General features: G+C 31.4%; 20 protein-coding genes. 3 read left to right on the forward strand and 17 right to left on the reverse strand.

Annotation, left to right across the window (positions count from 1 at the left end):
* Positions 1 to 47 precede the first annotated feature (47 nt).
* From GQR92_RS11370 to nirB, 17 genes are all read right to left on the reverse strand, one after another.
* Positions 48 to 1,319 (reverse strand): alginate export family protein, encoded by a 1,272-nt coding sequence (locus GQR92_RS11370; RefSeq protein ID WP_158839619.1) that lies wholly within the window; start codon positions 1,317 to 1,319, stop codon positions 48 to 50.
* Between the two features lie 129 nt (positions 1,320 to 1,448).
* Positions 1,449 to 2,279 carry an ABC transporter ATP-binding protein gene (locus tag GQR92_RS11375; protein WP_158839621.1) on the reverse strand — a complete coding sequence of 277 codons (831 nt, stop codon included), beginning with the start codon at positions 2,277 to 2,279 and terminating at the stop codon, positions 1,449 to 1,451.
* A complete protein-coding gene (locus GQR92_RS11380; protein WP_158839623.1) occupies positions 2,279 to 3,136 on the reverse strand; it encodes an ABC transporter ATP-binding protein in 858 nt (285 codons plus the stop codon). Before GQR92_RS11380 ends, GQR92_RS11375 begins: the two co-directional genes overlap by 1 nt.
* Positions 3,137 to 3,253: 117 nt before the next feature.
* Positions 3,254 to 4,360 carry an ABC transporter permease gene (locus GQR92_RS11385; RefSeq protein WP_158839625.1) on the reverse strand — a complete coding sequence of 369 codons (1,107 nt, stop codon included), beginning with the start codon at positions 4,358 to 4,360 and terminating at the stop codon, positions 3,254 to 3,256.
* Positions 4,361 to 4,382: 22 nt separating this feature from the next.
* On the reverse strand, positions 4,383 to 5,768 hold the full coding sequence (locus tag GQR92_RS11390; protein ID WP_158839627.1) for a CmpA/NrtA family ABC transporter substrate-binding protein: 1,386 nt from the start codon (positions 5,766 to 5,768) through the stop codon (positions 4,383 to 4,385).
* 372 nt (positions 5,769 to 6,140) lie between these two features.
* Complete coding sequence (locus GQR92_RS11395; RefSeq protein WP_158839629.1) at positions 6,141 to 6,683, reverse strand: hypothetical protein; 543 nt, start codon at positions 6,681 to 6,683, stop codon at positions 6,141 to 6,143.
* Positions 6,664 to 7,422, reverse strand: a complete 759-nt coding sequence (locus GQR92_RS11400) for an ImmA/IrrE family metallo-endopeptidase (protein WP_158839631.1) — start codon at positions 7,420 to 7,422, stop codon at positions 6,664 to 6,666. Before GQR92_RS11400 ends, GQR92_RS11395 begins: the two co-directional genes overlap by 20 nt.
* A complete protein-coding gene (locus GQR92_RS11405; RefSeq protein WP_158839633.1) occupies positions 7,415 to 7,759 on the reverse strand; it encodes a helix-turn-helix domain-containing protein in 345 nt (114 codons plus the stop codon). The genes GQR92_RS11400 and GQR92_RS11405 overlap by 8 nt, the downstream gene beginning before the upstream one ends.
* A 144-nt stretch (positions 7,760 to 7,903) precedes the next feature.
* Positions 7,904 to 8,569: a Crp/Fnr family transcriptional regulator gene (locus GQR92_RS11410; protein ID WP_233269841.1), complete on the reverse strand. Its 666-nt coding sequence runs from the start codon at positions 8,567 to 8,569 to the stop codon at positions 7,904 to 7,906.
* Between the two features lie 108 nt (positions 8,570 to 8,677).
* Positions 8,678 to 10,111, reverse strand: coding sequence for a rubredoxin domain-containing protein (locus GQR92_RS11415; RefSeq protein ID WP_158839635.1), 1,434 nt, complete (start codon positions 10,109 to 10,111; stop codon positions 8,678 to 8,680).
* Positions 10,108 to 13,629, reverse strand: coding sequence for a nitrate reductase (locus GQR92_RS11420; RefSeq protein ID WP_158839637.1), 3,522 nt, complete (start codon positions 13,627 to 13,629; stop codon positions 10,108 to 10,110). The genes GQR92_RS11415 and GQR92_RS11420 overlap by 4 nt, the downstream gene beginning before the upstream one ends.
* A gap of 152 nt (positions 13,630 to 13,781) precedes the next feature.
* On the reverse strand, positions 13,782 to 15,206 hold the full coding sequence (locus GQR92_RS11425) for an MFS transporter (protein WP_158839639.1): 1,425 nt from the start codon (positions 15,204 to 15,206) through the stop codon (positions 13,782 to 13,784).
* Positions 15,207 to 15,534: 328 nt separating this feature from the next.
* Complete coding sequence (locus GQR92_RS11430; protein ID WP_158839641.1) at positions 15,535 to 16,194, reverse strand: response regulator transcription factor; 660 nt, start codon at positions 16,192 to 16,194, stop codon at positions 15,535 to 15,537.
* Between the two features lie 282 nt (positions 16,195 to 16,476).
* Positions 16,477 to 18,285, reverse strand: a complete 1,809-nt coding sequence (locus GQR92_RS11435; RefSeq protein WP_158839644.1) for a sensor histidine kinase — start codon at positions 18,283 to 18,285, stop codon at positions 16,477 to 16,479.
* A 17-nt stretch (positions 18,286 to 18,302) separates the two neighbouring features.
* Complete coding sequence (locus GQR92_RS11440; RefSeq protein WP_158839646.1) at positions 18,303 to 18,887, reverse strand: DUF4202 domain-containing protein; 585 nt, start codon at positions 18,885 to 18,887, stop codon at positions 18,303 to 18,305.
* A 109-nt stretch (positions 18,888 to 18,996) separates the two neighbouring features.
* Positions 18,997 to 19,374 (reverse strand): nitrite reductase small subunit NirD, encoded by a 378-nt coding sequence (gene nirD, locus GQR92_RS11445; protein ID WP_068447941.1) that lies wholly within the window; start codon positions 19,372 to 19,374, stop codon positions 18,997 to 18,999.
* A 224-nt stretch (positions 19,375 to 19,598) separates the two neighbouring features.
* Entirely contained in the window at positions 19,599 to 22,112 is a 2,514-nt protein-coding gene (gene nirB / locus GQR92_RS11450; RefSeq protein WP_158839648.1) for a nitrite reductase large subunit NirB, read from the reverse strand.
* Positions 22,113 to 22,338: 226 nt separating this feature from the next.
* Here nirB and GQR92_RS11455 point away from each other — a divergent pair, with 226 nt between their 5' ends.
* From GQR92_RS11455 to GQR92_RS11465, 3 genes are all read left to right on the forward strand, one after another.
* A complete protein-coding gene (locus GQR92_RS11455) occupies positions 22,339 to 22,920 on the forward strand; it encodes a HupE/UreJ family protein (protein WP_158839650.1) in 582 nt (193 codons plus the stop codon).
* Positions 22,921 to 23,134: 214 nt separating this feature from the next.
* A complete protein-coding gene (locus GQR92_RS11460; RefSeq protein WP_158839652.1) occupies positions 23,135 to 23,563 on the forward strand; it encodes a deoxycytidylate deaminase in 429 nt (142 codons plus the stop codon).
* Positions 23,553 to 25,124, forward strand: coding sequence for a S41 family peptidase (locus tag GQR92_RS11465; protein ID WP_158839654.1), 1,572 nt, complete (start codon positions 23,553 to 23,555; stop codon positions 25,122 to 25,124). The genes GQR92_RS11460 and GQR92_RS11465 overlap by 11 nt, the downstream gene beginning before the upstream one ends.
* The last annotated feature ends 428 nt before the right edge of the window (positions 25,125 to 25,552 follow it).

Raw genomic sequence — 25,552 nt, forward strand, 5'->3', positions numbered from 1 at the left:
ACTAAAAAGAACTACAACACTAACAATTTACTGTGCTTTTTTTATTTCTAGTTTAAAAACTTAGGCTTAATTACCAACATTGCCCACGCCCAGTTTTGATTATTTGCCGCTGCTGCTTCAGTTACACCTTTTAATTCGTACATACCATCGCTTGCAAACATTTGAGAATACCCAAGTACTAAAGAATAACCTTTAAATTTCTTTTTGTACACTAAATCTATCTCTGTTCCTAAAGAACTTTCTCCACTTGCTAAATCTTGTTCTCCACTAAAATTAAGGGCTTTTACCATTAAACTAGAAGAATCGTTTAAAGTAAAGTTTGCACTTAAATGTAAGTCTACTAAACCAACAGAGTTTGCGTGGTTCCCCACATAAAAATAATCCATAAAACCATTAAACTTATGGTTTGTTCCATATAAAGGGAAAAATGCTCCCGTTTCTCCTGCATCACCATCGTTACCACTAATAGCTTCTATACCTAATCCTAAACTTACTTTTGGTGCTACTTTATACGTTGCATCTAAACCAACTAAATACGCTCCTTTTACATCCACATCTCCCTGACGTTTTCCTGTCTGTAAAAAAGCATTTGCAGACAAACCAAAGCTTCCAGATTTATAATCTAAATGTGTTCCTAAAGTTTGTAAATTACTTACGCCATCTGCTTCTCCTGATACAGCATCAAATTCTTGAAATCCATTATTCAACAATAATAAACTACCTGTTAATTTATTCCACTTTTGTTTCATATATAACATTTGCATTGTTTTATATGAGAAATAACCTGTTGTATTGTATGCAGTACCTGCAGATTGAAAACCTGTTGGATTCGAATAATCTTGGTTAAATGCCAATGCAAAATCTAACATAAAATTATCTTTTTTATATTTAAGTAAAGCTGCATCGTGGTTTCTACCTTGTTGTGCCCAATCTAATCCTCCTAAAATTCTTTGATCATCATAAGATAAAACTTGACGACCAATTTTTGTTGAAGTATTTTCTCCTAACTTAATTTCTGCCCAAGCCTGAAAAACTGCAAATGAGTTATTTTGATCATAAGGTAAAATTTGTCTGTTTTCTCCCCACACCATTACATCTTGTAAACTCACATAAAACCAGTAATTGTCTGTCATGTAGCTGGTATTTAAACGTACTCTTGTAGAAATACCAAAACCTGCATCTGACGCATCCGGAATTAAACTTCCAAATCCGTTTCTATATTCTGTTCTTGGTCTAAACTCTCCATCTAATGTAAATTGTGCATTTACAAATTGGAAACACACTAACATTAGCCCTAAAATTACGTATTGTTTTTTCATTTTTTTATTAATTTAATTGTTGTGATTGCGTTTTTATTTAAGTTTCGAAATATAAAAAGACTAAAACATCTTTATTATGACATTTCTCATGTTTTTAATTCTCTAAAATATAATTACTTCTACTCTCTTTTAATGCTCTAAAAAATCTATTAAATGCTTTCTGTATGTATAATAATCGTCATGCTCTAAAACAGATTTTCTAGTTCTTGGTCTTTCAAAATTGATATCTAAAATATCTCCAATTTTGGCTTTCGGTCCGCTAGTCATCATTACCACTCTGTCTGCTAAAAAAATAGCTTCATCTACATCGTGGGTAATCATTACTGCTGTTATTTTTTCTTTGTTCCAGATTTCTATTAAAATGTCTTGCAATTCTCCTCTTGTTAAAGAATCTAACATTCCAAAAGGTTCATCTAACAACAATACTTTTGGTTTAATTGCAAATGCTCTTGCAATACCTACTCTTTGCTGCATACCTTGCGATAATTCACTTGCTTTTTTATGAAAAGCATCTTCTAAACCTACTTTTTGTAAATAGTATTTTGCAACATCATTTCTTTGTGCTTTTGTAGCTTTAGGAAAAACCTGATTTACGCCCAACAAAACATTCTGTAAAGAAGTCATCCAAGGCATTAAACTAGGCGATTGAAAAATAACACCTCTATCTGGTCCAGGACCTTGTATGTGTTTTCCTAACACAGAAATATTACCTCCAGAAATTGGGTTTAAACCAGCAATCATAGAAAGCATTGTTGTTTTACCACAACCAGAATGCCCAATAATAGTCACAAATTCTTCTTTTTTTATCTGCAGATTTAAGTCTTCTAAAACTACATAATCTCCTTTTGGAGTAGGATATACTTTTTTAAGATTTTTTAAATCTAACATTACATCATTCGAAGGAAAACGTGTGTTATTCGTAATAATTTTAGGTGTTTCTTGTTTTATTATAGTGCTCATTAGATTCCAAATTTAAACTGATTCACAAAATCTTTAGGCGTTAAATCTGGAAGAATATATTCCTTTTTAGCTTCAGATTTACGTTCATTTCCAATATCCATTAAATACTCAATAATAGCATTTCTTGTTTTCTTAAAACTCTCATTGTCATTCATGGCTGTTTTATCTCTCGGACGTTCCAAATCAATTTTAAATTCTGGTCCTAAAGTTGCATTAGGCCCAGGCCTTAAAGGAATAATTCTATCTGCCATATAAATACCTTCATCCACATCATTTGTAATTAACAAAGCTGTTCTCTTGTCTTTCCCCCAAATATTTAAGATTTCGTCTTGTAAATTACCACGTGTTAAAGCATCTAAAGCTCCTAGAGGTTCGTCCATAATTATCATTTCTGGTTTCATTGCCAAAGCTCTTGCAACCGCTACTCTTTGACGCATTCCTCCAGATAATTCGTTTGGTCTTTTATTTATTGCTGGCGTTAAACTCACCATTTCTACATAATTGGCAACAATTTCATTTAGTTCCTTTTTATTTTTCTTCGGAAAAGCTTCTTTTACTGCCATAAACACATTCTGACCAACAGTTAACCAAGGCAATAACGAATAATTTTGAAAAATAACTCCACGTTCATGACTTGTACCAACTACAGGTTCTCCTTTAAACAACACTTCTCCACTTGTTGGTTTTATCAATCCATTAATTAAATTAACTAACGTTGTTTTTCCACTTCCTGTAAAACCTACAATTGCAACAAATTCGCCTTCTTCTATTTTCAAGTTAATATTAGACAAGACTTCTGTCTCTCCATCTGCTTGATGATAACTTTTATAAATATTATTTAGTTCTAAATATGCCATCTTTTTATTTTATTTGGGCGTTACCTAAAAAGGTCGGGCTTTCCACTATATCTTTTTTATTTCAAACAAATAAAAAAGGATGCCGTTTCAATCCCTAACGCAGGTATCAACTCTTATTTATATTGCATCTGTTTTATCAAAAGACACCCAATTCTGAATCGTTAACATCAATCTGTCTAATAAAAAACCGATAATACCAATTACAAACATGGCTACGATAATTTTTGCATTAGAATCGTTTGCTCCATTTTGGAATTCCTCCCACACAAACAACCCTAAACCAGGACTCTGTGCCAAAAGTTCAATTGCAATTAAAACCATCCAAGCAACTGATAATGTTATCTTTAATCCTGTAAAAATTAAAGGCAAAGAAGAAGGTAAGATTACTTTAAAAATCTTCTGAAAAGTTCCTAATTTTAAAACTTTTGCAACATTTATATAATCTTTATCTACAGAAGAAACTCCCATAGCAGTATTTACTAATGTTGCCCACATAGAACAAAAACCAACACTAATAAATGAAATGGTAAAAGAACTATCTTCGTTAGAATCTATCAACAATGTTTTTACAATCATAAAAACTAATAAATACCAAACTACGGGTGATACTGGCTTAAAAATCTGAATAAACCAATTAAATGCACTTTTTAAAGTTGCACTTAATCCTATAAAAATACCTAAAGGAACTGCAATTAATAAGGCCAATAAGAACCCAGCAAATACCGTTTGTAAACTTCTAAATATTTGATCTACAAATGATGGTCTTCCTGTATACGTAATTGCGTCTTTTCCTTCTGCAATTCTACTAGCATTTAATGCAGCTGTTTTTTCTATAAAAGCAGCTTTATCTGCATTAATAATTCTGTGATCTCTTAATAAAGAATGGAAAGACTCCCAAACCTGAGCCGGAGATGGTAATGTATTTGGCTGACAACTAGATTCTCCAGAAGCAATACATGCTTTTAAAGCATCTGCCGCAACCTGACCCTGATCTTCTAAAGCCTTTTCTATTTTAAATTCTGCCTCTATATTGTATAAAGATTTTGCACCCAAATGCCACAAACCAATAAATAATAAAATGGAAGCAATTGGCACTATTGTCTTGCGTAAAAAGTTTTTAAATTCTTCTTTTTCTAGTTTTCCAGTAAACAGATCTTTTAATGTTACAAAAAAACCTAATCCTATAAAATTAGAAACCTTCTCTAGTGTTAAACTTGCTTTCATAATATTATTTTCTAGGGTATTGTTATTTTTTATCTTTATTTCCTATTTTAAAACTATTGATGTATCCTATTGGATCTTTTGCATCGTACATTGTTCCATCAATAAAATCTGCTGTTGCTGGCTTATAACCATCTGTTGTAGGAATATCTGCTGCAGGAATGTTTCCTTCTGCAACTAAAAGAGCTGCTGCTTTTTTCCAGATATCTGGTCTGTAAATATCTTTAATTGTGCTTGCGTACCAATCTGCAGTTTTTGCATCAGGTATTTGTCCCCATCTTCTCATTTGTGTTAAAAACCAGATTCCATCAGAATAAAAAGGATAGGTTGCATTGTATTTATAGAATACATTAAAGTCTTCCATTTCTCTTTTATCTCCTTTTTCAAACTCAAAAGTACCAGTCATAGAATTTGCTAATACTTCTACCGGAGCACCTACGTATTGAGACATAGATAAAATTTGCACAGCTTCTTTTCTATTTTCTGGTTTGTCTAACCATTTACCAGCTCTAATTAATGCTTTGGTAACTGCAATGGCTGTATTTGGGTTTTCGTTTACAAATTTCTCTGTCATAACAAATACTTTCTCTGGGTTGTTTTTCCAGATATCATAATTTGTAACAACCGGAACTCCAATTCCTTTAAAAACAGCTTGCTGATTCCAAGGTTCACCAACACAATATCCATGAATAGTACCTGCTTCTAAGGTTGCTGGCATTTGTGGTGGAGGCGTTACAGATAATAAAACCTCAGCATCAATCTGTCCTTGTACGTTTTCTTTGGTATACATTCCAGGGTTTATTCCTGCTGCTGCTAACCAATATCTAATTTCATAATTATGTGTTGAAACCGGAAAAACCATTCCCATTTTAAAAGGTTTACCAGAATTTCTATATTCAGTAATAACAGGCTTTAAAGCTTCTGCTTTTATAGGGTGAACAGGTTTACCATCTTTATCTTTTGCTACATGTGGTTTCATTTTAGACCAAACATCATTAGAAACTGTAATTGCATTTCCGTTTAAATCCATAGAAAAAGCAGTTACTAATTTTGCTTGTCTTCCAAAACCTGCTCCTGCAGCAATTGGCTGACCTGCTAACATGTGCGAACCGTCTAATTGACCATCAATAACACGGTCTAAAATATTTTTCCAGTTAGATTGTGCTTCTACAGAAACAAACAATCCTTCGTCTTCGAAAAATCCTTTTTCTTTTGCAATAGCCAAAGGAGCCATATCTGTTAACTTGATAAACCCAAACGTTAATTGAGGTTTTTCTATTGCTAATGTTTTTGTTTTTGATGTTTTTGCAGCAACAACTGTTGTTGCCTTTTTAGTTTCTTTACCACCACAAGCAAATAATAACATTGCTACAGGTAAAATGTAAGTTGATTTTTTAAATAGAGATTTCATTTTTAGTAAGTTTTATTAATCTACGTATTAATACTTATTTATTTGACAAATATATAAGTAGATAGGTTTCCAACTTATGGGAAACCACATATTAAAACCTCTTTTTAAAACATACTATAAACTGCTATAAAACATATTTTAACAATAAAACAATACTAACCAACACATTAAAGCAACAAAAAACATATACGTATAATTCTACGTACTTATTTTTAGATTAATTTTTATACGTAAAAAACCCTTCAGCTTATAAAGTCTGAAGGGTTTGTGATAAAATTTATGTTAGAATTATTTTGAATAACCATCAATAAATCCGTTTTTTATTAAAAAAAAACACTTTCTATTATATTCAAAAACTAAATGAATTATTAATTACAAAATATGTGAAATATTTCTAGGTTTAAAATTTTCCATTTTCTTGACAGGAAAAGGATTCTTAGAAACACTATTTTTATTCATAAAATTATTACAATCCTCTAAAGTAAAAATACCCTCAGACATCGCTCGAGAAAGGAAATCCATAGTTGTCAAATAATCCACACTATGTAAATTACAATAGTTTTTTGTATCTTTTAAATTATTACTTGCAATAATATTTTTTGTGAATTTAGCGTATGACATACAAGCTGCTTCACCATCACCATAATATCTAGATTTCTTGATCCAAAAAAACTCTTTTGCTATTTCACTATTTGTTTGTGGAAAAGCGATTACTTCTAATAGCTTAAATGTAATTAAATTTTCAATCTCCTTTTGCCTTCCTTTCCATTCTTTAAGTTCATTATAAACAACGTCCAAAATCTTAATTGGAGTTTTAAATATCTTTGTTAAAACAGTTATCTTACCTGCTCTTAAAAAGTGAGAAACTACATCAGCATCAATTAAAATAACCTTATTATTCTTTATCTTCGTCATCCTTATTGATATTAGTTTTTAACGCATCATAAGGACTCGTCAAATCATGTAATAAGGAAAGATACTGGGACTCTGATAGTTTACCTTCATCAAAAAGTTCTCGCGCTAAAGAACCATAATTTCCAATAAACTCTTGATGATTTCCAGATTCATATAAATCAGTCAAATAACCATTCTCCCTTGCACTTTTTTTCACATTAGCTTTATGTTCGTTATAAAAATTTTGGTTAATCAAATTTAATTTAAACAACCTAAAAAGTATAGCAGCTCTAGAACATCCAAAGAAATGCTCTATCTTTAATATAGTTTGAATAGTTATTTTATTTTTTCCTAACTCCTTATCTGGAATTAAAGCTTTTATTCCAGCTTCTGGAAGCAAAAGAAAAGAAGCAAACCAATCTGCATTATATTCCTCTCTATCATTGATATCGAATTTTCCAGTCACACACGAACGAGCAGTAAAATTTTCTTGTATAAATAAATGATATAATTCGTGGCAAATTGTAAAATGCTGTTTTCCTAAAGGATGATTACTATTTACCAATATAAACCTTAATGATTCATCATTATTTTGCTTAATCTTAATTGCCATACCAGAAAAACCACCTCCAAGTGGCTTGAAGATGGTTGTAATGTTTAACTGTGAAAGAATACTTTTCAATCGAATTGTAGTCTCACTTCCAAGTCCTAATTTTTTTCTAAACCCGTTAGCTTTTTTTTCTAGAAGTTCTTTATTCATTCACATTAAGTTCTTTAAGTTTCACATAGTTTTTTACTATCTTCTTGAAACTTGAAATTTCATTCAAATCATTTGCACTAAAGTTTTCTGCTCTAAAGGCAAATGCTAAATTCACTGAGTTTTCGATAGAATTTTCTTGATAAAGGTCGAATCCATCAATTCCAAAAATATCAGCAGCTTTTGATATTACTGATATTGGGGCTTGTCGTTTTCCGCTCTCATAGTAGCTTAATTCCGCTCTATTTATTCCTAAAAACTCTGAGAACGATTCTTGGGTAAATCCTAACTTCTTTCTGTAAGTTTGAATATTGTTTCCAATAATCTTGTTGTCGCTCATTTTTTAATTTGTTAGTTATATGTTACAAAAGTATGTAAAATAAAATTAATACACAGATATGTAACACCACAAACTACACCAAACTCTATTTTATTTAATATTTTTCAATAATTGTAGAAGAAACATTTCGATAGTAAAATTAATTTAAGAATCTAAATAGTAATTATGTTCACTAATTTCATTCTTTAAATTCTGAATATTAGCAATACCAATTTTTTTCCCCTGTGCAATGATCAATCCTTCCTTTTTAAGTGTAGAAAAAATTCTGATTACTTGTTCTTCTGTAGTTCCTGCATAATCTGCATATTCTTTTCTACTTAAAGGCAGGTTTAAAAATCCTCTTAAATCGCCAAATTTTCTATGAATATATAGTAATGTATCAATAACACGTTCTCTAACTGTCATTTGAGAAATCGTTTTTACTTTAGACTCACTTCTATTTAATTCGTTGGCGTAAAACAACATCATATCATACCCAAACTTCGGGTTTTCTAACAACGCTTCTTGTAAATCATCTTTAGAGAAATAACACAAAATAGTATCTTGCAAAGCAATAGAACCAATAGAATAATATTCTTCTGTACCAAAACCTCTATGCCCTATAATTTCTCCTTCTTTAGCAAAACGCACAATTTGTTCACGTCCATTAATACCGGTTCTAAAAACTTTTACAGTTCCTTTTAAAATAAAAAACAAGCCATTTACAGGTGCGCCTTCCATAATAAATTGTTGTCCTTTTTTGCATTTCAGCGTTTTCTTATGCTCAACAAAAACTGAATTGGATAAATTGGATAGGTTTTTTTTTATCAAACAAGATGTATTTATACAAGAAGCACAAGAAAAATCAGTAATTACCTTTCTTGAGTTTTTTAATACTATGTTTGAATTTACAATCAAATTTTTTATGCTATAACTTACTTATTTTACTAATACTACTTTTTGAAAACTAGGTTTTGGAGCTTCACACAGCGAACATTCATAGCTTTCTGGAAGCGCATTAAATAAGGTTTCTGCAGGGATATTTTGAGTAATATCACCAAAGGCTTCATCGTAAATTGTTAAACAATCTTTACATTGATATACCTCTAATTCTGTGGTTTCTTTTTGTACCTCAACTTCTTTTTCTGCTTCGATTTCACTTCCTAATTGATCAAAATACAACTGACTTAATTCCATTAACAAACCGGGTAATTCTACTTTATCCACGTCTTGAACGTGCATAATATATTGCCTTGTATTTGGGTCGAAATTTTTAGCATACAAAAGATTATACGTATCTCTTGTTTGAAAGTTGCCAATCATTTCTGGTTGTTTATTTCTTTCCACTACAATTGATGTAAAATAATAAGCTGCTTTGCTGTAATCTGTAATTCCGAAGGTTAAACCATACGTACTAATATCATTTTGATCGAAATTAGAAACCAAGTATTTTTTTAAATTTAAAGCATCTTTATTAGCAACAGGAATATGCCAATTTAACTCTAACATAGAATGGCGCACATTGATTCCTCGCTTCCCTAAAAACTTCTCCCAAACCAGTTTAGATTCTTTCGGAATCCCTTTAACAACAAAAGATTTCCAAGGTGTAATAGAAATTTTACCAATCTTATTTTCAGAACACAATTCGCACATTTCTTTTAAGAAAGAAATATCATATTTATTGTTTCTCCAATACAAACCTAACCAGTATTTATCCATCCCAATTTTGTTCATTCCTTCAAAATAAGGAAAAGGGTAAAAAGGCACTTCTAAAGGTTTATCAACCGTTCTATTATTCGTGTCTACTGCATCACTAACCAAATCGAAAATCATTTCGATGGTTTCTGGCTCTTCTTGAAGAACGTTTTCAATAGCAGTTTCAATCTTATCTAAATCCCAACTATAAATTAAAGCAGGATACATTTGTGTTTTTTTCCAATCTGGAAGCCTCACATACAAATACCAATAATCTTCGTGTTCTGAAGCGATAAAGTTTATATTCCCTGTAAACAAAGGAACTAAACGTTGTTTTGGATCTGTTAAATTTATTTTTAATTTAGATTCTGTATTAAATTGTTCTAAAAGATATAAATATCGGTCTCCTGTTAACCAAGACGTACTCGGAAAAATATCTGCACAAACATAAGACGAAACAATGTTTTCTACGCCTGTTTCATTTGCTTCTACAATTTTTAATTTATCAAATTGAGCTAACTCTTCTTGATTTACATTTTTAGGTAATAAAATATCTTGTCTAGAGCCAAAAGAAATGGTTTTTAAGCCCAAACTTTCTACAGATTCACAAATGTATTTTAGTTCTCCAGGAGATAAAACTCCACCTCTTACAATGATTCTATTTAACTGCTCGCTCATACTGTTACTTTTGCATTGTTCAAAATTTCTCTTACTTCCGTTTTACAACTTCCACACCCTAAACCTGCGCCTGTTTTGTTACATAATTCCGTAAAATTAGAACATCCTTTAGCAATGGCTTCTTCAATATTTCCTTCTCCTACCTGGCTACAAGAACAAACTAATTTACCTAAAACAGGTGCGTCATTAGATGCACCTCTTAACAAGGTTTCTCGTTTGTCAGACATTTCAATCTTGCTTTCAATTAAGGTTTTAAACTCTGCAAATTCATTTTTATCACCTACTAAAACAGCACCAATTAGTAAATCATCTTTTACAATACACTTCTTATAATATCCTTTAGAAATATCTGTAAAAATAATTTCCTCGAAACTTGGATCGTTATCCGGAACAGAAATTTCTCCAATACTACACAAGTTTAAATCGCTAAATTTTAGAATATTCATTAATACAGAACCATTGTAAGCCTCACTAATATCGCCTGCAATAAAGTTGGCTAAAATACCTGCTTGTTCTTCTGCTGCAGAGGTAATACCAAATAACTTGTTTTTAAATTCTGCAATTTCTCCGATGGCAAAAATATCTGGATGAGAAGATTGTAAATGTTGATTCACTTTTACTCCTCTACCGCAAATAATACCATTATTTTTAGCAATTTCTATATTTGGTCTTGTACCAATTGCATAGACAATTGCATTGGCATTAATGTATTTTCCACTTTTTAGGTTGATGGTTAATTCACCAGTATCTTCATCATCAAAAACAGTACTTACTTCATTATCAAAATAAATTTGAATGCCTCTTTCTTGTACATTTAAGGATAATAATTTACTAGAAATTTTATCTAGTTGACGTTCCATTAATCGAGATGCACGCTGAATAATAGTGATTTTTACATTCTTATGCTTCATCGCTGCAGCCAACTCTAAACCTAACAAACCTCCACCAACAATTACAACATGTTGTTCTTCTGGCGGCAAACCTGTAGCATCTAAGTAATTCTTAAATCGATCTGCATCACTTTTATTACGCATAGTAAAACGACCTGGTAAATCTATTTGCACATCTTTAGGTATAAAAGGCCTACTTCCGGTTGCTAAAATCAACTTATCAAACGAATGCGTTTCTCCGTTAGAATCTGTAACAACTTTAGCATCTTTATCAATCTTTTCTATTATTGTTTCTGGGTGAATTTTAATATTCAATCCCTTTAATTCAGCATTTTTTATTTTCAATAATTGCTCCCAAGAAAGTTCTTCTGTAATATATTCTGGCAACAAAACACGGTTGTAAAACAAGTTTTTTTCCATAGAAAAAACATGAATCTCATCAACCTCATTATTATCTCTATAGTTTTGTAAAAAACGAAAAGCGGCAGCTCCTGCACCTGCAATGATAATTTTATCTTTCGGTTTTTTATATTTTGATACAGAAACCGATGTAAATTTAAAATCGGGTTCTTTAGAAACCGGATCTACATGTGTGTTGGTTAAATTATTAGCTCTATTTAAATTACTTTGCAACACTTTACCCCAATGCATTGGCAAGAAAACAACGCCTTCTTTAATTTCGTCGGTAATTTTTGCACGTACCCTTACAACTCCGTTAGTACTTTTTATCTCTGTAATATCTCCGTCTTTTATTTTGTTTAAATAAGCATCAACAGGGTTTATTTCTAAAACAGGTTTCGGATAATGTGTTTTTAATCTTGCTACTTTCCCCGTTTTGGTCATGGTATGCCACTGATCTCTAACACGACCCGTGGTTAAAATTAAAGGAAATTCATCATTTGTTTTTACCGATGTATTTTCTATGGTTGATGGAACATTAAAAATGGCTTTTTGAGAGGGTGTGTAAAATTTTTTATCTTCAAAAAGACGCGGTGTTCCTTTACTTCTATATTCATTTACTGGCCACTGAAAAGTACCTTCGTTTTTTAATCGATCATAATTTAAGAAAGAAACATCAATATTTGTTCCTTTGGTCATAGAAGCATATTCATCATAAATTTCTTCTGCACTGTTAAAATTAAAACCTCTAAAACCCATTCTTTGTGCAAAATCACAGAAAATTTCTACATCTGGTCTTGCTTCTCCTGGCGCTTCAATTTCTTTTGGTAAATAAGAAATTCTTCTTTCAGAATTCGTCATTGTACCTTCTTTTTCTAACCACGCTGCAGCTGGCAATACCAAATCTGCAAACTGTAAAGTATCTGATTTATGAGAAATTTCTTGTACTACCACAAACTTAGAATTTGCCATCGCCTTTTCTATTCTGTGCGAATTTGGCATACTTACTAACGGATTTGTACAAGCAATCCAAACTGCTTTTAACTTTCCGCTTTCTAAAGCATCAAACATTTCTGTTGCTGTTAATCCTGGTTTTGGCGATATTTTATCGACTCCCCAAAATTGAGCAACTTCTCTTCTATGTTCTTCGTTTCCTAAATCTTTATGAACCGCTAACAAGTTTGCCATTCCACCAACTTCTCGTCCGCCCATTGCATTTGGCTGACCCGTTAATGAAAAAGGACCTGCACCAGGTTTACCAACCTGACCAGTTATTAATGATAAGTTTAAAAGTGATGTGTTTTTGTCTGTACCAATTACACTTTGGTTTAAACCCATAGCCCACATACTGATAAAGCCTTTAGAAAGACCAATCATTTCCGCAGCTTTCTGAATTTCTTTTGCAGGAACTCCACAAATTTTAGACGCTTGTTTTAAAGTCGTTCCAAAAATAATTTCTTTATAACCATCAAAACCTTGTGTGTGGTTTTTAATAAAATCTTCATCAATTAAACCACTCTTGTACAAACACCTACCAATAGCATTGTATAAAACAACATCGGTTCCTGGTGTTAATTGCAAATGCAAATCTGCAAATTTTGCAGAATCTGTTTTACGTGGATCAATTACAATCACTTTTACCTTCGGATTTTCTTCTTTGCGTTTTTCAATTCGTCTAAACAAAATTGGATGACACCAAGCAGGATTTGCACCTGTTATTAAAAAAGTATCTGCTAATTCAATATCATCATACGAAATTGGCACACTATCTTCTCCGAATGTTTTTTTATAACCAACCACTGCAGAACTCATGCATAAACGCGAGTTGGTATCTATATTATTAGTTCCTAAAAAACCTTTTGTAAGTTTATTAGCAATGTAATATTCTTCTGTTAAACTTTGTCCGGAAACGTAAAATGCTACAGAATCTGGACCATGTTTTTTTATGATTGATTTAAAAACGTTGGCAGCTCTATCTAAAGCAGTATCCCAAGAAACACGCTCACGCGGATGCGAACGACTCCAACGCATTTCTGGATATAAAATTCTGTCTGAAGTATCATTAGCAACATAATGCAAATTCATCCCTTTAGAACATAACATTCCTTTATTAACAGGATGGTCTTTATCTCCTTCAACAAAAACCTTGTTGTTAATGTCTTTTTTTACGATAATTCCGCAACCTACTCCACAATAAGAACACGTTGTTTTAATTTCATTTTTAATCATTTAGACCAAGGTTTTATACAAAATACGACATTAAAATTTTACTAACCAAAATTCAATTTTTTTATTCTGAATACATTTTAAAAGAGAACTGAATTTTTAAATCTGTTTTTCGATTCTTTATGTATTAGATCATTGGGGGACAATTATCTGTTTTATCTTTTTACTTTAATTGGTATCAACTCTGGTGATAAACCATTTATTTTTTCTGTTTCATCTTCTTCTTCTGTAGAAAACTTAATTGCTAAGGCTGCAATACCTGTGGCAACAACCACAAAACCAATTAATAAATATCCGTTTGCAACGGCACTTGAAGAAGCTGCAGATTGTGCTGCCTTAATAACCTCATCTCCTAAACCTTCGCTAGATACAATTGCAGCTTTTTCTGCTAATGAAGATTTAGATTTTAATAACATTGCTGCTAAAAATGCACCAACGTTTCCTCCTGCTCCAACAATTCCTGAAACAGAACCGATGGCTTTTTTATTTATAAATGGCACTACAGAAAACGTTGCTCCTTCTGCCATCTGTACACTTAAACTAAATAATATTAATAAAACAACTCCTAAAACAAGACTTGTAGCTCCAGAGAAAAAGATCAACATAACTCCTTGTAAGGTTAAAATGAAAGACAAGAACAAAACACGACCTCTCAATCCTTTTAACTTACCAAATTTATCTCCAAAGAAACCACCTAAAGTTCTTGCAAAAATATTCATCAATGCAAAAGACAATACAATGTTACCAGCGGTTACTCTTTGTAATTGAAACGTATTCTGAAGATAATCATCCATAGTTCCGTACACCGTTAATTCAATTCCGAAACTTGCAGCATATACTATAAAAAGAATCCAAACTCTATAATCTTTTAATACTTCTAAAAATCCTATTTGATCCTTTTTAGTAACAATCATTTCTCCAGCGGCTTTTAATTCGCCAAAGTTTCCTTTTGGTGTATCTGTTGTAAATACGTAATATACAATACCCATTAAAAAACAAACAATACCAGCAATTACCATAGAATATCTCCAAGCTTCTCCGTCTGCAACTCCAAAAGCAACAACTGCTGCTGCAATTAAAGGCATACCTAATCTATTTGCGCCACCACCTAAGTTACCCCAACCTGCAGAAGTTGCATTTGCAGTACCTACAATATTTGGTGCAAACATTAAAGAAGTATGTACTTGTGTAATTACAAAGGAAGCTCCAATAAAACCAATAAACAATCTACAAACTAAAAATTGCGTTGGTGTTTGTACCAATCCACATAAAATAACAGGAATTGCGCCTAACATTAACAACCAAGTATAACATAATCTTGGTCCGTATTTATCACATAATTTCCCAATAAGTAAACGTGCAAAGACGGTTCCTGAAACGGCTAAAATAATTGAGTTCCATTTTTGATCTGGAGTTAAACCTAAATCTTTTACAACATCTGGCATAAAAGGTACAATACCAAACCATGCAAAAAAGCATAAAAAGAATGATATTGATGTAATCCAAAATGTACGAGTGGATACATTCTTAAAATCGAATAAACTTAATTTTGTAGATTTTTCTTGAGATAGATTTATCATAATACATATTTTTAGATACACAAAACTAAGTATAAATACTTAATTATTATACTAAAAAATACGTATTTTATAATTATTACTAGATTAATAATTACGTAGTATTGAATTTAAGAATATGATAAAATTGGAGTTGAAAAATAATTGTTATGAAAAAGGTGTATTCCAATAAATGAATATTTTACAGAGAAATACTTAGGTTTCCTGGTTGTTATGAGTTGTTACACAGAGGTTGACATAAAAACGAGCTATTCTTATTTGTGCCCTTGGCGATATAACTTTGTGAACTTTGCGGTTAGTTCTTACACAGAGACACCTACAGTCAAAAGACCTATATCAACTGATATTCTTTGGATTTATTTGTTAATTCTTGCAAGTTTTTAGCTTCTAACTTCTTCATTAAATTAAAACGATGCACCTCTGCAGTACGCTTACTAATAGACAATTCTTCTGCAATATCTTTATTATTCTTTAATTCTAAAACTAAAGTAAGTATTTGTCTTTCTCTTTTAGTCAGTTTAAAAGGCGCAACTTTAACTTCCTTTTGCTCTTCAATAACTTTACTGGTTTTTCCGTTTACAAAGTTGTTCATTATAATGGTAGAAACATCACCAGTAAAATACTTATCGCCAGCAGCTACATTATTCACCGCTTTTAAAAACTCTTCTTTACTAGCTCCTTTTAACAAATAACCATCTGCACCAGCTTGTATAGATTTTAAAACATACTCTTCAGAATCGTGCATAGAAAGCACTAAGGTTTTTACATCTATTTTCTGTTTGGTAATTTCTGCAACCACTTCAATTCCGTTCATTTCTGGCATTCTAATATCTACAATAAGCACGTGAGGTTTGTTTTTAGCAATTACCTCTAAAGCCTCTTTTCCGTTAGAAGCTTCATCAATAACCGTAATTCCTGTTTGATCTTCTAAAAGTGCTTTTATTCCATCTCTTACCAAAACGTGGTCGTCTGCTAAAACTACATTTATCATAATTGTAACTATTTTATACGTACAAAAATAAGGTTTTTAAGTAAAACTACGTAATTAAAATAATCTCTAACAGTTACTTAATTTTCTAAAAGAATCTATCTGCATTATAACTACACTGTCACATCGAGTGATTTTGCTTTTTTTTTGCAAAATTGTATCGAGATGTTTTTTTACAAGAAATAAAAGTTAACAACCCTAAAAAAGTTCTCGATACAATTTTTCTTCATTCTTCAGAAAAATCACTCGAACTGACATTATGTAAAGCATATCTATATTAAAAAGTTAAATAGGAATATTCAAAGTAACTCTTGTCCCTTTTCCTAATTCAGAATTTAAGAATAAACGACCTTCAATATATTTAATTCTTTCTTTCATAAAGGTCATTCCCATGCCTCCATCTCCGTTTTTTACTTTCTTTACTTTCGATGGCTCAAAACCTTGTCCATCATCATCAATAACAATACTTAAAATATTTTTACTGTGAGAAAGTGACACTAAAATATGTGAAGAATCTGCATATTTAATAGCATTATTAATTGCTTCTTGGGTAATTCTATAAATATTAATTTCTACCAAAGAATCTAAACGATCATTAAAACCTGTTTTATTATAAAACATAATTTCTTTACCTGTTAACCTTCCTAACTCTTGTGTTAATTTGGTTATGGCAGGCACAATTCCGTGATCTGATAATTCTGGTGGAGTTAAGTTAAAAGTAGCTGTTCTAACTCCTTTTATAATGTTGGTGGTTAATTCTTTTAGGTGTTCTATTTTAGACGTTGTTTTCTCAATATCATTCATATTGATGCTTTCTAGATTGTATTTTAATCCTGTAAGCATTTGTCCAATTCCGTCATGAACGTCTTTGGCAATTCTGTTTTGTTCTTTTTCTTGATTTTCAATAATCTTGCTTGAGATTATTTTTTGCTGACTCATTTTCTCTTCAAAATTGGCCTTTGTAAGTCTTTCAATTTCTGTTTGAGCCGCTTTTCTTTCGGTAATTTCTGAAGCAATAATTAACAACTCAGATCTATCTTCGGTTGGTCTGTAAGGAACCAAAGACATTTCTAACCAAATATCAATATCACCTTTAATAGTTGCTTTGACCTCTCCTTGCCAACCCGTTTTTTTATGTTTATTAATTAAGTCTTCTATTAATAATTGTTCGTTTTCATTGCTTGATAAAACATGCCAAAAGAAAACTTCTTTTTTAATTTTTGACAATCGAAACAATCGAGAAAACTTATTTCCTATATGAATTAAACTTCCGCTTGGAGAAACTCTTGCAAACAATAGCGTTTCATCCATTGCATGACTTAAAGCACGTAATTCTTTAATGGATTTTTCTTTAGAAAGACTCAGTTCATCTGCATCAAAAGCCATTTTTTTAGCTTTTTTTTCTGCAAATAATAAATCAGACAACGTAGCTTTTACAGATTTTGCCGCTGGCCAAAAAATGAATAGTAATTCTCCTAAAAGAATCAACAACGTTAACCCCATTAAAGTAACCTCTAACTTTCTTAACCAAACTACTTTTTCTTCTGCTTCTAAATCATACTGATTTACAATCTCATCCATTATCAACAAAAAAGCACCTTCATTATTGGTTACCTTTTTAATTTCTGATGTTAATTCATCATTAGAAACATTAGAATTTTCTAACTTATTTATAATTGATTTTGATGCTTTCTGAATGGTATCAAAAACAGGATTGATTGCTATAAACTTGTTTTTAATGTTATCGCTATTCTGTTTAGGAAGCCCTAAACTATCATTTCCTTTTTGAAGCGAATTATGAGACAACTCCCATAAATGAAGTGTTGCTGTAATTTTATTTTTAAGTAAAATTCTGTTTTTTTCATCCGAAGAAACCAAAAGAGAAACAATTTCTTTGGTTAATTTCTGACTCAACATTCGTTGTCTACCAGCAACATTAATTACAGTAGAATCACTTTTTTGAGTTTCTAAATGATTACGAACTAAAACCTGACTAATAATTACAGAAAATGCAATAGCACTTAACGCAATAATATACAAACGGCTTAATTTATTAAACGTTCTTTGGTCTAATGAATTGCCGTTTTTAGTCATTATTTAGATTACATTTATTATGAAATGGCTTTTTTAACCAAGGCTAAACTTTTATCCGAAAACGGTATTTTTAAAGCTGCTGCATGTCCTGTATCAGACATTTTTACCCACGTTTTCTTTAAAATATCAATGATTTTTTCATCGGTATGTTTTGCTGCAAATTCATCAAAGTAATAATCTAGAAAAACCAGGCAAATAACATCTTCTAAAGTTTGAGATTCTTCATTTTTCTTGATGAGTTTTTTTAAGATAATTTTCTGAACTCTATCTACAAATTGATCATCAAAACCAACTTGTTCTAAGATTTCTCCGGTCAATTCTGCGTGCATCTTTTTTAATTCTTCACGCCATTTTAAATACCCAACCCTATCCATTGGAAACTCTTTTCTACCAATTTTCCAACGACAAATATGTTGTGCTCTAGCCGAAATTTGAAGTGCTTTTGATGCATTTGGATCAAACTGAAGTAACTTTCTTGTCATCCTTTGAGAATATAATAATTCTTTAGGATACTCTAATCCAGAAACTTGGTAGCTGTTTGGGTCTTCTGCGTTTTTTTTATCAATAATAGCAATAGCAGTTTCAAATCTTGTTGGCTTCATTTTTTATATTTATTTAAAAACGTTCTACCAATTTTTAATTGGTAGTTTCTGTTAAAGTTGTCATTCCCGTAAAAAGGGGAATCTAAATAAATAATTTGAATAAAATTATTTATTCTGAGAAGCCAATATACACATTTTCTGCTTCAATCTTAATAGGATATACAGCAATAGGTGCTAAATCTGCATTTAAGTTTTCGCCAGTTTCTAATGAAAACGTTTTTTTATGCAAAGGACATGCAATTTTAGGAATCCCTTTATGATCGCCCAACATACCTCTAGACAACACCATTTCTTGTTTTTCCGGCGATAAATTCTGACACGCATACCATTTATCTAATCTAGAAAAATTGAAAACAGCAATTTGTAAATCTTTGTATTTTACACACGCACCACCATCTTTTGGAAACGCACTTACTGGAGCGGCTTTAAACCAAACCTTTACTTCTGCTTCTTTTACTGTTTTGTATTTTAAAAGTAATGTGTCCATAAATTTATTTTTTATTTCTGTTCAACTAAGTAGTCTTGTTAAAAATAATTGAGATTTAAAATGTTATTTTAAAACGTTCTGTCACTTCGATTTTAAGAGAAGTCACATTACAGTGAACACATAATGTTTAGTAACTTTATGTGATTTCTCCTTAAGCCTGTCTTGAGCGATAGTCGAAAAGATCAAAATGACAAAACTGTACGTTTTATTTGTACCTGAAAAAATTAATTTTTCCAGAGTTCTGGCATTTTTTGATCACGTAAAGGCACAAATACTAAATTATCATCTCTATCATCTGAATTTACAAAATGATTAAAACGTTTCTTTGTTTCTTCGTTTGCTATCGCTTGTTTCCACTCACACTCGTAAGCATCTACTAAGAATTGCATTTCTTTTTCTAAGTCATCAACAATATGTAAACTATCGTCAATAACCACTTTTTTCAATTGCTCTATTCCGCCTTCTAATTTATCTAACCAAGCAGCAGTTCTCATTAACGGAGCAGCAGTTTGTATGTAATAAATTAAGTAACGATCTAAATATTTTATAACCGTTTCATTGTCTATTTTTTCCGCTAATAACTGTGCGTGTCTTGGTGTTGCACCACCGTTTCCACCAACATAAAGATTCCAACCACCTTCTACAGCAATAATTCCAAAATCTTTACCTCTTGCTTCTGCACATTCACGAATACAACCAGAAACACCACCTTTAATTTTATGAGGAGAACGCAACCCTTTATACCTGTTTTCTAATTCTATGGCAAAAGAAATACTTTCTGCTAAACCATAACGACACCAGGTAGAACCTACACAACTTTTTACAGTTCTTAATGATTTTCCGTACGCATGACCACTTTCAAAACCTGCATCAATTAACTCTTTCCAAATTGCTGGTAAATCATTTAATTCTGCACCAAAGAAATCGATACGCGCTCCACCGGTAATTTTTGTATATAAATTATATTTCGATCCTATTTGCCCTAAAACAATTAAGTCTTGTGGCGTTACTTCTCCACCCGCAATTCTTGGCACTACAGAATACGTTCCGTTACGTTGTATGTTTGCTAAAAATTTATCGTTTGTATCTTGTGTAACGTCTTCTTTATTTGGAGTATCATTATATAAACTTGCAAAAATTGAAGAAACTAACGGTTTACAAGTTTCACAACCATGACCGGTTCCTGTAGCATCTAAAACCTCGTTAAAAGAAGTCAGTTTTTTAGCTTTTATAATTCCGTATAATTCTTGTCTGCTATATTCAAAGTGTTCGCAAATTACATTTTTAACCGTTTTACCTAACGATTTTAAAGTTTCATTTACCAAATCTGTAACCATTGGTTTACAACCACCACAACTTGTACTTGCTTTTGTTGATGCAATAACGCCTGCTAAATCCTCACAAGAACCATCTTTAATGGCTCCACAAATTTGACCTTTACTTACGTTTTCACAAGAACAAATTTGCGCTTCGTCTGGTAAATCTAATGCACTACCAAAAGCACCGCCTTCTGTTGCTGGCAAAATTAATTGCGCAGCATCTTCTGGAATTGCCATTCCGTTTAAAAATACTTGATGCAACATATTATAGTCTGATGCATCACCAACTAAGATTCCTCCTAATAAAGATTTACCATCTAAACTAACGTTAATTCTTTTATATAAATGTTGTGTTTTGTTTTCGAAAATAACAGAATGTCCTTTAGATGCAGGCATAAAAGGCTCTCCAAAACTTGCTACATCTACACCAATTAATTTTAATTTGGTAGACATGTCAATCTCAGCTGGCATTAACTCTTCTGTGTTTCCAATAATTTGGTTTACTGCAACACCAGCCATATCATAACCAGGAGCAACCAAACCATAAATCATTTGATTGTACAAAGCAACTTCTCCAATTGCGAAGATATTTTCGTCGGAAGTTTTCATTTTATTGTCAACTACAATTCCTCCACGAACGCCCATTTCTAAGCCACATGTTTTACCTAGCTCGTCTCTTGGACGAATTCCTGCAGAAACTACTAACATTTCTACGTCTAAAACATCGTCTTCGCCAAACTCCATTCCCGTAATAGCATCGTCTCCTAAAATCTGGTTGGTTGCTTTACTTAAATGTATATTTAATCCTATCGACTCTAATTTTAATTGCAATACTTTACTACTTCTTGCATCTAATTGTCTTGGCATTAATTTAGGCGCAAACTCTACAATATGAGGTTCTAAACCCATATCCATAACAGCCTTACCTGCTTCTAAACCTAATAAACCTCCACCTAAAACAGCAGCTCTTGCATTTGGGTTTTTCTCTTTAAGATTTGCAGCATACTCTAACATACCTTCTAAATCTTCTATAGTTCTGTACACAAAAACTCCTTCTTTTTCTACACCTTTAATTGGCGGAACAAAAGCAGAAGATCCTGTTGCTAAAACTAAGTAATCGTAATTAAAAACTCTGTTTTTGGCAGTAATTATAGTTTTTGTAGTTCTTTGAATGTCAGAAACTCTTTCATCAACAATTAAATCGATTTTATTTTCTTTATACCATTCTGCAGGTGCCATTTCTAAAGCTTTTGCATCTTGGTTCTCGAAAAACTCACTTAAATGGACTCTATCGTAAGCAGGTCTTGGCTCTTCACCAAAAACAATAACTTTAAATTCTTCATTTACAGATGCTGCTACAAATTTTTCACAAAATTTATAACCAACCATTCCATTACCTACAACTATAATTGTTTTCATAATTACGTATTTGAATTACAAAACTAAGTATTATTACTTATTTATACGTATTTAATTTTATAAAATTTACGTATTAATTAAATTATTATTGATTTAAAGAAATGAATACTTATAAATTTGATATTATTTAAAATTTAGCAATTAGAATTGTTAATAGTGTATTTACGCTTTATTTCGATTACAGTTTTTAATATCTTTGACAATCACACCTAATTATTTTTTTGAAATGGACGATTTTTTACTGTATTTTAAAATGGGTTTAAACCATGTATTAGATTTATCTGCTTATGACCACATCTTATTTTTAATTGTTTTGGCCGTTGTTTTTAGCTTTAAACAATGGAAAAAAGTTTTATGGTTGGTTACTTTATTTACAATCGGTCATTCTGTTACCTTGGCTTTATCTGCGTATGGTATTTTAAAAATTAAAATGGATATGATTGAGTTTGCGATTCCGGTAACCATCTTTATAACCGGACTTGTAAATGTGCTTACGGCTAAAAATGCGTCTTCGGGGAAACAAAATATCAACTTACTTTTTGCTGTATTATTTGGGTTAATTCACGGATTGGGTTTTTCTAACTATTTTAAAATGATGGTTGGTAAAGAAGAAAACAAATTGTTTCCGTTATTAGAATTTGCATTAGGTATAGAAGCTGCTCAGATTATTATTGTATTAGGAATCTTAATTATTGGTACACTTTTACAAAACTTTTTTAGAGTTAGCAGAAGAGATTGGATTTTAGTTTGCTCTTCTATTGTAATTGGTTTTGCGATACAAATGATGTTAGATAGAGTTTTTTGGTAAACAACAAAATTTTCGATTTTTTACTGTTGATAACAACTAAGCTGCGTTAGGGATTGCAGTGAAAATCCTTTTTATGAAGTATGAATAAAAAGATTGTAACGTAAAGCCCGACCTTTAGGGAACGCCCAAAAAATAGTATTTAAGCAGAATCAAAATAAATTTTGTCTAATTATTAACGTCTTATTTCTGTAAATATTTTTACTTTCGTTCTAGTATGACGGATAAGAAACAATTAAAGTACGATAGGGCTTATTTAAAAATGGCTTTTGAGTGGGGAAAACTCTCACATTGTAAACGTAAACAAGTAGGTGCACTCATTGTAAAAGGCAGAATGATTATTTCTGATGGTTTTAACGGAACACCCACTGGTTTTGATAATTGTTGTGAAGATGATGAAGGAATTACAAAATGGGAAGTTTTACACGCAGAGGCAAATGCCATTTTAAAAGTTGCTTCTTCTACACAATCGGCAAACGGTGCCACCTTATATATTACCTTATCTCCCTGTACTCAATGCAGTAAATTAATTCATCAAGCAGGAATAAAACGTGTGGTTTTTGCAAATTCTTACAGAGATACTTCTGGAATCGATTTTTTACAAAAAGCAGGCGTAGAAATTATGCATTTACCTTATGAAAAATAGTAACAACCTACCTATATATTTTGCTTTAGCAGTTATTTTTGGTTTACTAATTGGCGTTTCTTTAAATGGAAGTCCAATGGATATGATATCTCTTTCTAAAAATTCTTCGCAAGAGATGAAGATAAAAAAACTGATTAATTTTATTGAAAAAGATTACGTAGATACCGTAAATACTGAGAGTTTATTAGATGGTGCAATTACGCAAATGTTGGGTAAATTAGACCCTCATTCAGTTTATATACCTAAAGAAAACTTGCAAGCTGTTAAGGAAAACATGCAAGGTAATTTTGTAGGTATTGGTGTTCAATTTAGAGTTATAAACGATTCTATTACTGTTATACAACCCATTAAAGGTGGACCAAGTATAAAAGCAGGTATTAAAGCTGGCGATCGTATTTTAATGGCAGATAAAGATACTTTGTATGGTAAAGATATGTTTACAGATAAGGTTCCTGGTTATTTAAAAGGGAAACCAAATACTAAAGTTGCGCTTCAAATTTATAGAAAAAGTACAGACTCGCTTTTTACAATTAATGTTACTCGTGGTAAAGTAAATATTAAAAGTGTTGATTTGGCATATATGATTAACGATTCTGTTGGTTATATTAAACTAGATCGTTTTGCAAGAAACACGTATACAGAATTTGAATCTTCATTACATACTTTAATAGATGATGGAATGACCGATTTGGTCTTAGATTTAAGAGGCAATGGCGGTGGTTTTATAGACATTGCAAATAGTATTGTTGATGAATTTTTAGAGGATGATAAATTAATTGTTTTTACTAAAAACAATAAGAATAAAATAGAAGAGTCTTTTGCAACTTCTAAAGGGGATTTTGAAAAAGGTGGTTTGTATGTTTTAATTGATGAAAACTCTGCCTCTGCATCAGAAATAGTTGCAGGCGCTTTACAAGACAATGACAAAGGAACTATTATAGGCCGTAGGTCTTTTGGAAAAGGTTTGGTACAAATAGAAATGGATTTAGGTGATGGTTCTGCAGTGCGTTTAACAACGGCTCGTTACTACACACCAACAGGTCGTTCTATTCAGAAACCCTATAATCATAAAGGAAATAAAAATTATTATAACGATTTTCAGAACAGAATTACAAGTGGAGAATTACTAAGTAGAGACAGTATAAAAGTGGTAGATTCTTTAAAGTTTACAACACCAAAAGGAAAAATAGTTTATGGTGGTGGTGGTATTATTCCTGATGTTTTTGTACCCATAGACACCACATCTTACATGACTAATTTCTATTTTAATACCATAAATGATTTTGCTTTTGATTATGTAGATAACAATAGAAAGTCTTTAGAAAAATGGAATGTAAATAGCTTTGTTACTGATTTTGATACAGACGAGAAAGTATTAAATTCTTATTTATCTGAGGTTAAAGACAGGGTTAAACCCAATGTTAAAACCAAAGAGAGTTTAAAAAAATATTTAAAAGCCTCTATTGCAAATACCCTTTTTGGCGATGTTGGTTTTTATAGAATTATGCACAAAGATGATAACATGATTCAGAAAGTATTAGAGCTAGAAAGCATGGAGTAGTTATCTGTTTACAGTAACAGTATTCTGTTTTTTTTACACTGCTTTATCATTTCTACCTTTTTGGAGAAATCACATAAAGTAGCTCTATTTTGTGTGATCACTGTTATGAGATTTCTCCTTTCGTCGAAATGACAAATTTAGCCCTCTGTTATGTAACCTCTACCTACTTCGAAATGATAATTGTTATTATTTTTAGCGAGTTCCAAATCAGTATGACTTTTTAAGTGCACTCGTTATTACTATGTAATGTACAAATTTTATCAAAAAAAAACATTTTTTTATACTCTTTGTAAACAATACTAATGATCTGGTGTTAATAAAACTTCAAAAGCTATTTCTTATTATTATTTCAACAATAACAAGAGCCTTAAATCAACAATCAATAAAACCAATTGTAACATCTTCTTTCGTAATGAAAGTTCTGTGTT

The organism is Polaribacter sp. L3A8, from assembly GCF_009796785.1.
Taxonomy (GTDB): Bacteria; Bacteroidota; Bacteroidia; order Flavobacteriales; family Flavobacteriaceae; genus Polaribacter.

What these genes read in the sequence shown, in the direction of transcription:
- GQR92_RS11405 (WP_158839633.1), bottom strand. Translation starts at nt 7,759, where the DNA reads ATGAGCGACAACAAGATTATTGGAAACAATATTCAAACTTACAGAAAG.
- GQR92_RS11425 (WP_158839639.1), bottom strand. Translation starts at nt 15,206, where the DNA reads ATGATAAATCTATCTCAAGAAAAATCTACAAAATTAAGTTTATTCGAT.
- nirB (WP_158839648.1), bottom strand. Translation starts at nt 22,112, where the DNA reads ATGAAAACAATTATAGTTGTAGGTAATGGAATGGTTGGTTATAAATTT.
- GQR92_RS11370 (WP_158839619.1), bottom strand. Translation starts at nt 1,319, where the DNA reads ATGAAAAAACAATACGTAATTTTAGGGCTAATGTTAGTGTGTTTCCAA.
- GQR92_RS11460 (WP_158839652.1), top strand. Translation starts at nt 23,135, where the DNA reads ATGACGGATAAGAAACAATTAAAGTACGATAGGGCTTATTTAAAAATG.
- GQR92_RS11435 (WP_158839644.1), bottom strand. Translation starts at nt 18,285, where the DNA reads ATGACTAAAAACGGCAATTCATTAGACCAAAGAACGTTTAATAAATTA.
- GQR92_RS11465 (WP_158839654.1), top strand. Translation starts at nt 23,553, where the DNA reads ATGAAAAATAGTAACAACCTACCTATATATTTTGCTTTAGCAGTTATT.
- GQR92_RS11415 (WP_158839635.1), bottom strand. Translation starts at nt 10,111, where the DNA reads ATGAGCGAGCAGTTAAATAGAATCATTGTAAGAGGTGGAGTTTTATCT.
- GQR92_RS11390 (WP_158839627.1), bottom strand. Translation starts at nt 5,768, where the DNA reads ATGAAATCTCTATTTAAAAAATCAACTTACATTTTACCTGTAGCAATG.
- GQR92_RS11385 (WP_158839625.1), bottom strand. Translation starts at nt 4,360, where the DNA reads ATGAAAGCAAGTTTAACACTAGAGAAGGTTTCTAATTTTATAGGATTA.
- GQR92_RS11440 (WP_158839646.1), bottom strand. Translation starts at nt 18,887, where the DNA reads ATGAAGCCAACAAGATTTGAAACTGCTATTGCTATTATTGATAAAAAA.
- GQR92_RS11455 (WP_158839650.1), top strand. Translation starts at nt 22,339, where the DNA reads ATGGACGATTTTTTACTGTATTTTAAAATGGGTTTAAACCATGTATTA.
- GQR92_RS11380 (WP_158839623.1), bottom strand. Translation starts at nt 3,136, where the DNA reads ATGGCATATTTAGAACTAAATAATATTTATAAAAGTTATCATCAAGCA.
- GQR92_RS11430 (WP_158839641.1), bottom strand. Translation starts at nt 16,194, where the DNA reads ATGATAAATGTAGTTTTAGCAGACGACCACGTTTTGGTAAGAGATGGA.
- GQR92_RS11400 (WP_158839631.1), bottom strand. Translation starts at nt 7,422, where the DNA reads ATGAATAAAGAACTTCTAGAAAAAAAAGCTAACGGGTTTAGAAAAAAA.
- GQR92_RS11395 (WP_158839629.1), bottom strand. Translation starts at nt 6,683, where the DNA reads ATGACGAAGATAAAGAATAATAAGGTTATTTTAATTGATGCTGATGTA.
- GQR92_RS11375 (WP_158839621.1), bottom strand. Translation starts at nt 2,279, where the DNA reads ATGAGCACTATAATAAAACAAGAAACACCTAAAATTATTACGAATAAC.
- nirD (WP_068447941.1), bottom strand. Translation starts at nt 19,374, where the DNA reads ATGGACACATTACTTTTAAAATACAAAACAGTAAAAGAAGCAGAAGTA.
- GQR92_RS11420 (WP_158839637.1), bottom strand. Translation starts at nt 13,629, where the DNA reads ATGATTAAAAATGAAATTAAAACAACGTGTTCTTATTGTGGAGTAGGT.